The following is an 11843-nucleotide window of genomic DNA, read 5'->3' as shown; positions in this document are numbered from 1 at the left end:
AATTCGCCATGGAGCACATTAGCCCGATCTCGATCGACGTCGTTTCCGATGTGGTCTGTCCCTGGTGCTATATCGGGCTGAAGCGCCTCGATGCGGCGATGGCGCAAGTGGACGAAATTCCGGTCGACGTACGCTGGCGTCCCTATCAGCTCGATGCGACCATTCCGCCCGAAGGCCGCGATCGCAAGCAATACATGCTGGCAAAATTCGGCAGCGAGGAAAGGCTTCGCGAGATTCATGAACGCGTTGCCGAGGCGGGGCGGTCGGCCGGTATCAATTTCGCGTTCGACGCGATCAAGGTTTCGCCGAACACACTCGATGCACATCGGGTCATCCGCTGGGCGGCTTCGGCTGAGGGCAATCGGCAAACTCAGGTCAAGAAGCGTCTGATGCGCGCCTATTTCGAGGAGGGCCGCAACGTCGGTGACCGCGCAGTCCTCGTTGACATCGCCCGCGAGGCGGACATGGACGCAGTGCTGGTCGAGGCGCTGCTTGCGACCGATGCCGATGTCGCCGAGACGCGCGCCGAAATCGAAACCGCGCAGCAGATGGGCGTCACGGGCGTTCCCTGCTATCTGCTCGAAGGCCGCTATGCGGTGATGGGGGCGCAGGATCCCGCCGTGCTCGCCGATGCTATTCGGCAGATTTCGGCCGCAAAGGCGCGCGGCGAACTCGGGCCCGCCGCTTAGCTAAGCCGCCTGATCGGCGATTTTCGCCAGTTGCGTCATGATTACCGCAGAACCCTGCAATCGCTTGGCGGGGGTCGGCCAGTCGCGCACGAGCACGATCGAATGGTCAGCGCGGATCTTGGCCGCCGCCCCTTGTTCACCGATGTAGCGGACGAGCCCGGCCGGCTCCGGGAAGCTCTTGTTGCGGAACTGGATGACGACGCCCTTCGGTCCGGCGTCCAGCTTTTCCACGTTGGCGCGCTTGCACAGGCCCTTGATGAAGACGATCTTCATCAGGTGCTCGACTTCCTGCGGCAGCGGGCCGAAACGGTCGATGAGCTCGGCGCCGAAGCCGTCGATTTCCTGCGGGGTGTCGAGTTCGGCGAGGCGGCGATAGAGCGCCATGCGCAGTTGCAGATCCGGCACGTAGCTTTCCGGAATCATGACGGCCGTACCGACCGCGATCTGCGGCGACCACTCGCCCGAACCCGCATCGACGTCGCCCTTCGTCTCGGCGACAGCTTCCTCCAGCATCTGCTGGTACAGTTCGAAGCCGACTTCCTTGATGTGCCCGGACTGCTCCTCGCCGAGAAGGTTGCCGGCGCCTCGAATGTCGAGGTCGTGGCTGGCGAGCTGGAAGCCGGCGCCGAGCGTATCGAGCGATTGCAGCACCTTCAGCCGGCGATCGGCTTGCTGCGTCAACATCTTGTTGGCCGGCAGCGTCATCAGTGCATAGGCACGCGATTTCGACCGGCCGACGCGCCCGCGGATCTGATAGAGCTGCGCAAGGCCGAACATGTCGGCGCGGTGGACGACCAGTGTATTGGCGGTCGGGATGTCGAGGCCTGATTCGACGATCGTGGTCGACAGAAGCACATCGTACTGGCCATCGTAGAAGGCGTTCATGATGTCGTCGAGCTCGCCAGCGGCCATCTGCCCGTGGGCGGTTGCGACCTTTAGTTCCGGGACCTGGTCGTCGAGGAACTGCTTGATGTCGCCGAGGTCGGAGATGCGCGGCACGACATAGAAGCTCTGGCCGCCGCGATAGCGCTCGCGCAAGAGCGTCTCGCGGATGACCAGGGGATCGAAGGGCGCGATGAAGGTGCGCACCGCCATCCGGTCGACCGGCGGCGTTGTGATGAGCGAGAGTTCGCGCACGCCTGTAAGCGCCAGTTGCAGCGTGCGCGGGATCGGCGTTGCCGACAGCGTCAGCACGTGAACGTCGCTCTTCAGTTCCTTTAGCCGTTCCTTGTGCTTCACGCCGAAATGCTGCTCCTCGTCGACGATCAGGAGGCCGAGATTCTTGAAGCTGACGCCCGAGCCTAGGAGCGCGTGCGTGCCGACGACGATGTCGATCGTGCCGTCCGAGATGCCCTTCTTGGTTTCGGCGAGTTCTTTCGAGCCGACGAGACGCGACGCCTGCCGCACCTTGACCGGCAGCCCGGCAAAGCGCTGCGAGAACGTCTTGAAATGCTGGCGTGCGAGCAGCGTCGTCGGAACGACGACGGCGACCTGAAACCCTTCGAGCGCTGCAATGAAGGCCGCGCGCAGGGCCACTTCCGTCTTGCCAAAGCCGACATCGCCGCAGATCAGGCGATCCATCGGGCGGCCGCGCGCCAGATCGTCCATGACTGCTTCGATGGCGTTCTGTTGATCGTCGGTTTCTTCATACGGGAAGCGCGCGGCGAATTCGCCATAGACGCCGTCGGGTGGCGCCATGACGGGGGCGGGTCGCAAGGTCCGTTCCGCCGCGATGCGGATCAGATGGCCCGCCATTTCGAGCAGACGCTTTTTCAGCTTCGCCTTGCGAGCCTGCCACGCGCCGCCGCCGAGCTTGTCGAGCGTGGCCTCCGATCCCTCCGTGCCATAGCGCGACAGGAGCTCGATGTTCTCGACCGGGAGAAACAGGCGGTCGTCGCCCGCGTACCGCAGTTCCAGACAATCATGCGGTGCGCCTGCGGCCGTGATCGTCTGCAGTCCGACGAAGCGGCCGATGCCGTGGTCGGCATGCACGACGATGTCGCCAGCATTGAGTGCGGCGACTTCGGCAATGAAATCAGACGCCTTCTTGCGCTTCTTCGAACGACGCACGAGCCGGTCGCCAAGAATGTCCTGCTCGGCGACGACGACGAGCTTGTCGGTTTGGAAACCAATTTCGAGCGGCAGGATCGCAAGGCCAATCCTGTTGGCCCCGAGCCTTTCGAGGTCGGCCAACGAGCCAACGCGTTCGACGCCTTCAAGTTCGTGCTCGCCGAGAATCTGGGCGAGACGGTCTGACGAGCCTTCCGACCAGCCGGCGACGACTACCTTGCGCTTCTTGGCTCTCAGCTCCGCGATGTAGCGCGCGGCGCGCTCGAAGACGTTGATCGAAGGGTCCGCGCGTTCCTCGGCGAAGGAGCGTCCGGCTTCCGAGCCGGCATGGATGATGCGGCGTCGGTCGACTTCCGGTGCCGCAAACGGCGTGAATTCGAGGACGTCGCGGCCCTCGCCGGCCGCCTTGACTGCATCTGCAGAGAGATAGAGCGCGTCCGGTGGCAGCGGCTTGTAGGGTACTGCCTCCCCGACACTGCCCGACGACTGCCGCTTGCGCGCGTCGTAATAGTCGCGGATCAGCGTGTGCCGCTCACCGATCGCTTCGCGCGACAGATGGTCGAAGACGAAGGGCGCATCCGGCAGATAGTCGAAAACGGTCTCGACCGTTTCGAAGAAGAGCGGCAGCCAGTGTTCCATACCGGCGAAGCGCTTGCCCTCGCTGATCGAGGCGTAGAGCGCATCGTCGCGCGAGGGCGCGCCGAAGAGCTCGATGTAGTTGCGGCGAAAGCGGCTGATCGTGTCGGGCGTCAGCGCGATCTCGCTCATTGGCTGCAGCCGCAGTTCGCGCCGCTGCCCCGTCGTGCGTTGCGACGCGGGATCGAAAGCTCGGATCGATTCAAGCGTGTCGCCGAAGAAGTCGAGCCTGAGTGCTTCCTCAGCGCCGGGCGCAAGCAGGTCGAGGATGCCGCCGCGCACGGCGTACTGGCCGACGTCGCGCACAGTCGCCACGCGTTCGAAGCCGCTCGTCCCCAGCCGCGCGACGAGGTCGTTCATGTCGATCTGGTTGCCGGGTTTGGCGCTCAACGTCTGGCCGGCGACGAAATCGAGCGGCGGCATCTTTTGCAGCACGGCATTGGCGCTGACGAGGACAATGGCTCGGTGCGGCTTGGCGCGAAGCGCAGCAATCGACGCCATGGCATCCAGCCGGCGTGCAACGGCATCGCTGCCGGGTGACACCCGGTCATACGGCAGGCAGTCCCATGCCGGCAGTTCGAGCACCGGCAGGCCCGGCGCGACGAACTGCAGGATCTCTGCGAGTGCCGGGATCTTCTGCCCGTCGCGCGCGACGAATACGACCGGCCCGTCCTGCGCGGCGGCGATGGCCGCCAGCGCGAAGGCCTCGTAGCCGTCCGCGACACCATCGACGATCGTCGGATCGCCGGTACGCTTTGCCGGCAGGTGAATGGGGTTCAAGAGGGTCATGTCAGGTGGCGAGGCTACGGGCGTCAGCGATCATGCGGCGGACGATTTCGTTGTCCTGATGCGGCGGAACCGGCATTTCGCCGGTGATCCACTTTACGATATCGCCGTCAGACTCGCCGAGCAAAGATTCAAAGAGTTCGAGCTGGCCTTCGTCGAAGCTCCGCAGTTCCCGATCGGCAAAGCCGCCGATGACGAGATCGGCCTCGCGCATGCCACGATGCCAGGCGCGGAAATGCGCCTTGCGCTTGCGGGTCTGGAGCGGGTCGGGGGATGGGGTCGCGTCTGACATGAAAGGCCTACCGGGTTGGACCGCGCATATAGCGTCTGGGAAACGCGATGTCAGCCTTTCGGCCGTGAAGTTGCGTCGATAGTATCCCGCGCCATGCGTCCGACCGAACTCGATCCCCTATTCGCGCCCGTCACGTCACTCGCCGGCATCGGCGAGAAGACGGCCGACCTGATGCGCCGCATCGTTGCCGCAGACACGACGGGCCGCGACGTGCGCGCGGCCGACCTTCTCTTCGTGCCGCCTCATTCGGTGATCGACCGCACACGCCGTCCGGGCGTGGCACTTTCGGGCGAAGGGTCGATCGTGACGCTTGACCTGACCGTCGACCGCCACCAGCCGCCGCCGCGCGGCCGTGGCTCGTTGCCCTACCGCGTCTTTGCCTTCGACGAGACCGGCGAGATCGCGCTGACCTTCTTCCATGCCAAGGGACAATGGCTGGAAAAGCTGATGCCGGTTGGCGGCGAGATCGTCGTGTCAGGCAAGGTCGAATGGTTCAACGGCCGCCCCTCCATGGTTCATCCTGACCATATCGTCGCCAAGGCCGAGGCCGGCGCCCTGCCCGCGATCGAGCCGGTTTATCCAATGACGGCCGGGCTCTCGGCCAAGCTCGTGCGCAAGGCGATGGCGTCGGCGCTGGAGCGGATGCCGGTTCTCGCCGAGTGGCAGGACCGGACCGTGCTCGACCGCTACGCCTTTCCCGACTTTCGCGAAGCCCTTTTCCACCTCCATCAGCCCGAAACGCCGACGGATTGCGACGTCGCGAGCCCTGCTTGGCGCAGGCTCGCTTATGATGAGCTGCTCGCCGGCCAGATTGCGCTCGCGCTGGTTCGCCTGCGCATGAAGCGCGTCGCGGGTCAGGCGCGGCTTGGCGACGGGTCCAGGGGGGCTGCCATACGCGCCGCCCTTCCTTACGCGCTGACCGGAGCGCAACAGCGCTCCATCGCCGAAATCGAAGCGGATCTCGCCAAGCCCGATCGCATGCTGCGGCTCCTCCAGGGGGATGTCGGTTCGGGCAAGACTGTCGTCGCTCTCCTCTCGATGGCCCGCATTGCCGAGGCTGGCGGTCAATCCGCGCTGATGGCGCCGACCGAAATTCTCGCTCGCCAGCATTTTTCGACCATTGCGCCGTTGGCGGACAAGGCCGGCCTTCGCGCCGCCATTCTCACTGGCCGCGAGAAGGGCCGCGAGCGCACCGAAACCCTTGCCGCCATTGCCGACGGGACCATACATATCGTCATCGGAACTCACGCGATCTTCCAGGAGAGCGTGTACTTTCATGACCTCGCTTTCGCCGTGATCGACGAACAGCACCGGTTCGGCGTCCACCAAAGACTTGCGATCGGCGCCAAGGGCGCGGCGCCGGATATCCTCGTCATGACCGCGACACCGATCCCACGCACACTGGTTCTGACGGCGTTCGGCGATATGGACGTCTCGCGCCTTGACGAAAAGCCGGCCGGCCGCCAGCCGATCCAGACAGTCACGCTGCCGCTCGAGCGCCTCTCCGACCTCATTGCCCGGATGCGCCGCGCCGTCGACGAAGGCCAGAAGATCTACTGGATCTGCCCGCTGGTCGAAGAGGCCGAGGGCATGGATGTCATGTCCGCGGCTGACCGGCACAAGGCGCTGGCGGAAATCTTCGGCGCGGATGTCGGGCTGGTCCACGGCCGCATGCCGGGTGCAGCGAAGGACGCGGCGATGGCCGATTTCAAGGCCGGGCGAACGCGCATCCTCGTCGGTACCACGGTCATCGAGGTCGGCGTCGACGTGCCAGACGCGACGATCATCGTCATCGAGCATGCCGAGCGTTTCGGTCTTGCCCAGCTTCATCAGTTGCGCGGCCGCGTCGGGCGCGGACAGGCGGCGTCGAGCTGCGTCCTGCTCTACCAGTCGCCGCTCGGCGAGATTGCCAAGCAGCGGCTGTCTGTTATGCGCGACACGGAGGACGGGTTCCGCATCGCCGAGGAAGACTTGAAACTGCGCGGCGAAGGCGAACTTCTCGGAACCCGCCAGTCTGGCGCGCCCGGTTTCCAGTTGGCCCGCCTCGAACACCACGCCGACCTTCTGTCAGTCGCGCGCGACGATGCCAGGCTGTTTCTCCAGCGCGACCCGGACCTTGCAACACCGCGCGGACAGGCGATCCGCAAGCTCCTCTATCTTTTCGGGCGAGACGACGCGATCAGGCTGATCCGCGCCGGCTGACGACAGCGGAGACGGCGACCAGTATCCAACCGCCAATCAGGAGTACTCCGCCGGCAGGCGCTGCCATCGGGAATAGTCGGTCGCCGAGAAACGTACGTGCGGCGATATCGCCGCAAAACAGCGCGAGCCCGAGCAAGAGAACCCATGCACCGGCCAGCTGCAACCGGCCAAACCGCAGGGCCGCGAGCCCAATCAGCGCCGGGGCGTGAAACAACAGCATGTTCGCCGCAGTGCCGAGCGAGCCCTCCCGATGTGCCGCTACGGCCGAGAGTGCGACGCCTAGAGCGCCGCATATGGCGCCAAGGAAGAAAAGAATTCGGTCTGTTTGGGGCATGCAGTTTCCCGGAATCGTCGATTGTCGCGCGCCTGTTGCAGAACACATGAAGAACGGTTAAGTTTGTTCTGGTTTTGTTTTTCGGCGATTCTCCTTGTAAGGTCAGCCATGCTCACGCGCAAGCAACATGAAATTTTGCTCTTCATTCATCAGCGGCTGAAGGAAAGCGGTGTGCCGCCGTCATTCGACGAGATGAAGGAGGCGCTGGGGCTGGCTTCGAAGTCCGGCATTCACCGGCTCATCACTGCGCTGGAAGAGCGTGGTTTCCTGCGGCGCATGCCCAACAGGGCGCGCGCTTTGGAAGTGATCAAGCTGCCTGAATCAATCTCGCAGCCGCAGCGGCGTTTCCAGCCGAGCATCATCCAGGGCAGCCTGTCGGATAGGGCGGCTCCGAAATCGGAAAAGCCGCAGCAAATCCCGGTGACACGCGCGCCGGTCGAGATTCCCGTCATGGGGCGGATCGCCGCCGGCGTGCCGATCGACGCGATTCAGCACGCGACGCGCGCCGTCGCCGTTCCGCCCGAAATGCTTTCGGGCGGCGAGCACTATGCGCTGGAAGTCCATGGCGACTCGATGATCGAGGCCGGCATTCTCGATGGCGACACGGTCATAATTCGCTCGGGCCCGTCGGCGACGCCGGGAGAAATCGTCGTCGCCCTCGTGGACGATCAGGAAGCGACACTGAAGCGCTTCCGCCGCAAAGGTGCCTCTATCGCGCTCGAAGCCGCCAATCCGGCTTACGAGACCAAGATTTACGGATCCGAGCGCGTCAAGGTGCAGGGCAAGTTGGTTGGGCTCCTTCGCAAGTACTGAGCGGAGGGCGGCTCACTCGCGTCGGTAGGGCGGCATCCCGCGTGCTTCACGGGAGAATTGCCGGTGCGTGTGCCACGGCCGGTACGGTTCGCGGATCGCGTGGATGATTTGCGGACCATCGCCGCCGCCGCCGAATCGAACTTCCGCGCTTCCCCGCCGCGCTAAATCTCGCTTGGTGAGTATCGCTGCCTCGCCCGTACGGCAGACATCGCCGGCTGTAGCGTCGTCGATGATGATCAGGGCGGCGCGCGTGCAGAATGCGAAGGCCGAGACGGCGTCGGGAACGTGGGCGATCAGATGTCCCTCTCCATCCCGGGCCACGCAGGTCTTGTCTGCGCAGTTAAAGCCGGGAGTTTGTTCCGATGCCGCGAGGGCGGTCGAGAGTGTTTCCGCATCGGTCGGACTCTGGAACCGGTCGGCATCCATTCCATGCAGCCAGTTTTGGATCGTAAAGCCGTTTGGTCGGTTGCGGTTTACGTGAAGCGTGCGCGCCGTACCTGCCACGGCGACAAGGCGTCCGTCTTCGGAAACAAGAACGTCCGGCAGTTCGCGGCTCGCGATCAGGCCGGTTCCGACGAACACAAACGGCAATGCGGCAAGACGCAACCGCCCCGAGAGAGCGGTCATGATCAGAAGACCGATCGTGAAAATGGCGACGGCGGTGACCGGCAGGGACCCGACGGCATCGATCGGCGAACGTGCTGCGAACCATGCAGCGATTTCGAGAACGGACGTGATGCCGGCGCCCATGATCTTGAGTGGCCAGGCCTCGAGACCGATCGGCATCAAGATGGCAGACAGGACGGCGAAGGGCATGACGATTGCCGAGACGATTGGCATCGCGGACAAGTTCACCCACAGTGCATGTGGCGATACGCGGTGGAAGTGGTACGCACCGTAGAGCGTCGTCGCCAAACCTGCGACGATCGATGTCGCTGCGAGGCCGAGCATGAATTTGAGCGCAGTCATGCCGATGCGGCCGACGACACCGCGCTGTTGCTGGATGGCCTCGGTTGTGCGGCGCCGTTCACTCCACCAGCCATAGGCTCCGATCAGCGCGGCAGTCGCAGCGAATGACATCTGGAAGCTCGGCCCGAGAACTTCGTGCGGTGACAGGGCGATGACGATGATGGCCGAGATTGCCAGGTTGCGCATGGTCAGTGCTGCGCGATCGAAGAGGATGGCGACGAGCATGACGGCCAGCATGATGTAACTGCGTTGCGCTGCCACGGCACCGCCGGAAATGCCGAGATAGAGCGTCGCCGCGATCAGCGCGATGATTGCGGCGTATTTCTTCACCGGCCGCCGCGAGGCGAAGACCGGAAAGAGCGCGAAGCCTCCGCGAATGGCGACGAGCACTGTGCCGGCGACCAGCGCCATGTGCAGACCGGAGATCGACAGGATGTGGGCAAGACCGGTCTTTCGCAGATCCTCGTTGATGGTCTCAGGTATGCCCGCGCGGACACCGGCAATCAACGTTGCGGCAATTTCAGCCTCCGCGCCGTCCAGTACGCCTCGCACGCGCGCAGCGATGTCGAGCCGGACGGCTTCGAGGCGCAGTGCGAGGGTTTCGCGCCAGTCGGGCGGCGAGGATGACGATACGATCGCCGGATCGCGCAGGAAGAAGCCGATCGCGCCTATGCCGTCATAGTAGCTGTTGTAGGCGAAGTCATATCCGCCAGGCCGCACGGGGCCCGATGGCGGCATCAAGCGGGCAATGCCGACTATCGTCATGCCAAGCTGCAGTTCGGGCGGCACGTTTCGCGCGGAAAGGCGAACGCGATCCGGGGCATAGCGAAGCTCGGGCCGTGCTGTCGCGATCACGTCGACGGTCAGCCGCGTGCGGCCAGTCGCCTGGTTTTCGATGCGCACCACTCTTCCTGTCACTTCGGTGCCGATCTCGGATCCCATCATTGCGGTGCCGGCTCGCAATGTTTCCACGCCGGCAAGCCCCGCGCCGAACAAGATTGCCAGCGATCCGATGACGGCAAAGGATAGGATCGGCCTCCCCCTGGACAGATGGGCCAGGACGAACAGAACGCCCAGTACTGCCGCGACCAGCGCCAGCGACGGTTCGAACGGCAGCGCGCCGTAGACCATGACCCCGAGCGCCATGGCGACGGGCAAAAGAACGAAGCCCGTTCCCCGGTCGCGTTCGTCAGCCAAAGCGCGAGCTGTCGCTGCACCGATGGGTAGGGTACGTGCCGAGACGACTCGTGGTGCGGGCGCCCGCGATTCAAAATGCGCGGTGGTTGCGTCGGTTGCGAACGGCACGGCGGCCTCATCCGCTTCGCCAGGCGGAGCGAAGGCGCGCCATTCCTCGTCTTGACGCGTGTCCCCGGTCATATCCCCTGCCCGCCCGCTTGCGCCTCAGGCCGCCTATGCTACATGAGCCAGCACGAATGGCCACAGCGCCCGCAAAGCGTCGAGCCCGTGTGCCTCCCCCAGTTCTCCAGGAGCAGCCATGTCCTCCAAGGTCGTCACCCGCTTTGCCCCCTCGCCCACCGGCTATCTTCATATCGGCGGTGCGCGCACAGCGCTCTTCAATTGGCTCTATGCCAAGCATACGGGCGGCGAGATGCTGTTGCGCATCGAGGACACCGACCGAGAGCGCTCAACGGATGCCGCGACCGCCGCGATCCTCGATGGACTGAAGTGGCTCGGCCTGGATTGGGACGGCGAGCCAGTCTCGCAGTTCGAGCGCGCCGAGCGCCACCGCGAGGTCGGCGAGGAACTCGTCAAACGCGGCAAGGCCTATTATTGCTACGCTTCGCCAGAAGAACTGACGGAGATGCGCGAGAAGGCCCGCGCCGAAGGCAAGCCGCCGCGCTATGACGGGCGCTGGCGCGATCGCGACCCGTCCGAGGCGCCTGCAGGTGTCAAGCCAGTCGTGCGCATCAAGGCGCCGCAGGAAGGCTACACCATCGTCGCCGACAAAGTGCAGGGCGAGGTCCGCTTTCCCAACAAGGATCTCGACGATTTCATCATCCTGCGCTCGGATGGCAATCCGACCTACATGCACGCGGTCGTCATCGATGACCACGACATGGGCGTCACGCACATCATCCGCGGCGACGATCATCTGACCAATGCCGCGCGCCAGACCATCATCTACCAGGCCATGGGATGGGACGTGCCGGTGATGGCGCATATCCCGCTGATCCACGGCGCGGACGGCGCCAAGCTGTCCAAGCGTCACGGCGCGCTCGGCGTCGAGGCCTATCGCGAGATGGGCTACCTGCCAGCAGCGCTGCGCAACTATCTCGTTCGCCTGGGGTGGAGCCATGGCGACGACGAGATCATGACGCTTGAGCAGATGATCGATTGGTTCGAGATCGAGGACGTCAACAAGGGCGCGGCGCGCTTCGACTTCGCCAAGCTGGAAGCGCTGAACGGCGTCTACATGCGTCAGAGCGACGATGCCGACCTCCTCGCTCGTTTCGAGGCGACACTGCCCTATCTGCCCAGCGGCGATGAGATGCTCGCCGCGCTGACGCCGGAACGCCGCGCACAGCTTCTTGCCGCGATGACCGGCCTCAAGGACCGCGCCAAGACGTTGGTCGAGTTGAAGGACGGCGCGGCGTTCCTGTTCGCTGCCCGTCCGCTGCCTATGGAGGAGAAAGCCGAGCAGATTCTCGCCGATGGCGGACGCGCCGTCGTGCGCGATCTTCTGCCCCGGCTGGAAGCCGTCGCCGAGTGGAACGCCCCTGAAACCGAGAGCGCCGTGCGTGCCTATGCGGAAGAGACCGGATTGAAGCTCGGCAAGGCCGCGCAACCCCTTCGTGCAGCGCTGACGGGCCGCTCGGTTTCTCCAGGCGTCTTCGACGTCCTGGCTGTCCTGGGGCGCGAAGAAAGTCTTGGCCGGTTGCGCGATCAGGCTGAAAAGTGAAGCGCCTTCGCAGCGCAGCACGCAACTGTCGGTGAACTTGGCAGGGCATTGCAAATGCGCTAGCTAGTGCTCGCACGGCGGCACGTTGGTTATGATCTATGACAATGATGCACTGCCAACAGAATGTCTTCC

The 11843-nt window shown here is 64.4% G+C and carries 8 protein-coding genes; 4 read left to right on the top strand and 4 right to left on the bottom strand.

Annotated features, from left to right (window positions below):
• The first annotated feature begins 8 nt into the window (after window positions 1-8).
• The gene (locus GTK01_RS01105) at window positions 9-689 is read left to right on the top strand and encodes a DsbA family oxidoreductase (protein WP_252923975.1); all 681 of its coding nucleotides are present in this window, start codon (window positions 9-11) and stop codon (window positions 687-689) included.
• Here the strand turns inward: GTK01_RS01105 and mfd are convergent, their stop codons facing one another.
• The gene (gene mfd / locus GTK01_RS01100) at window positions 690-4184 is read right to left on the bottom strand and encodes a transcription-repair coupling factor (protein ID WP_252923973.1); all 3495 of its coding nucleotides are present in this window, start codon (window positions 4182-4184) and stop codon (window positions 690-692) included.
• A 1-nt stretch (window position 4185) separates the two neighbouring features.
• Window positions 4186-4473 (bottom strand): succinate dehydrogenase assembly factor 2, encoded by a 288-nt coding sequence (locus tag GTK01_RS01095; protein ID WP_252923971.1) that lies wholly within the window; start codon window positions 4471-4473, stop codon window positions 4186-4188.
• Between the two features lie 93 nt (window positions 4474-4566).
• Between GTK01_RS01095 and recG the strand changes: the two genes are divergently transcribed.
• Window positions 4567-6675 carry an ATP-dependent DNA helicase RecG gene (gene recG, locus GTK01_RS01090; RefSeq protein ID WP_252923968.1) on the top strand — a complete coding sequence of 703 codons (2109 nt, stop codon included), beginning with the start codon at window positions 4567-4569 and terminating at the stop codon, window positions 6673-6675.
• On the opposite strand, the gene GTK01_RS01085 is transcribed toward recG, so the two are convergent.
• The gene (locus GTK01_RS01085; RefSeq protein ID WP_252923966.1) at window positions 6653-7009 is read right to left on the bottom strand and encodes a DUF423 domain-containing protein; all 357 of its coding nucleotides are present in this window, start codon (window positions 7007-7009) and stop codon (window positions 6653-6655) included. The two genes, recG and GTK01_RS01085, sit on opposite strands and share 23 nt — an antisense overlap.
• A gap of 108 nt (window positions 7010-7117) precedes the next feature.
• Between GTK01_RS01085 and lexA the strand changes: the two genes are divergently transcribed.
• Window positions 7118-7822: a transcriptional repressor LexA gene (lexA, locus tag GTK01_RS01080; protein WP_252923964.1), complete on the top strand. Its 705-nt coding sequence runs from the start codon at window positions 7118-7120 to the stop codon at window positions 7820-7822.
• 12 nt (window positions 7823-7834) lie between these two features.
• Here the strand turns inward: lexA and GTK01_RS01075 are convergent, their stop codons facing one another.
• Window positions 7835-9988 (bottom strand): ComEC/Rec2 family competence protein, encoded by a 2154-nt coding sequence (locus GTK01_RS01075; RefSeq protein ID WP_252923962.1) that lies wholly within the window; start codon window positions 9986-9988, stop codon window positions 7835-7837.
• Window positions 9989-10286: 298 nt separating this feature from the next.
• Between GTK01_RS01075 and gltX the strand changes: the two genes are divergently transcribed.
• Complete coding sequence (gltX, locus tag GTK01_RS01070; RefSeq protein WP_252923960.1) at window positions 10287-11711, top strand: glutamate--tRNA ligase; 1425 nt, start codon at window positions 10287-10289, stop codon at window positions 11709-11711.
• Window positions 11712-11843 lie beyond the last annotated feature (132 nt).

Origin of the sequence: Aliihoeflea sp. 40Bstr573, assembly GCF_024105655.1 — a bacterium.
In the GTDB taxonomy this organism is placed as follows: domain Bacteria; phylum Pseudomonadota; class Alphaproteobacteria; order Rhizobiales; family Rhizobiaceae; genus Aliihoeflea.
Note: the sequence above shows the minus strand (reverse complement) of the source record. Positions and strands in the feature narration are given on the sequence as shown.

Excerpts from the sequence above, each read along its gene's own strand:
- GTK01_RS01105 (WP_252923975.1), top strand. The coding sequence starts at position 9 with ATGGAGCACATTAGCCCGATCTCGATCGACGTCGTTTCCGATGTGGTC.
- mfd (WP_252923973.1), bottom strand. The coding sequence starts at position 4,184 with ATGACCCTCTTGAACCCCATTCACCTGCCGGCAAAGCGTACCGGCGAT.
- GTK01_RS01095 (WP_252923971.1), bottom strand. The coding sequence starts at position 4,473 with ATGTCAGACGCGACCCCATCCCCCGACCCGCTCCAGACCCGCAAGCGC.
- recG (WP_252923968.1), top strand. The coding sequence starts at position 4,567 with ATGCGTCCGACCGAACTCGATCCCCTATTCGCGCCCGTCACGTCACTC.
- GTK01_RS01085 (WP_252923966.1), bottom strand. The coding sequence starts at position 7,009 with ATGCCCCAAACAGACCGAATTCTTTTCTTCCTTGGCGCCATATGCGGC.
- lexA (WP_252923964.1), top strand. The coding sequence starts at position 7,118 with ATGCTCACGCGCAAGCAACATGAAATTTTGCTCTTCATTCATCAGCGG.
- gltX (WP_252923960.1), top strand. The coding sequence starts at position 10,287 with ATGTCCTCCAAGGTCGTCACCCGCTTTGCCCCCTCGCCCACCGGCTAT.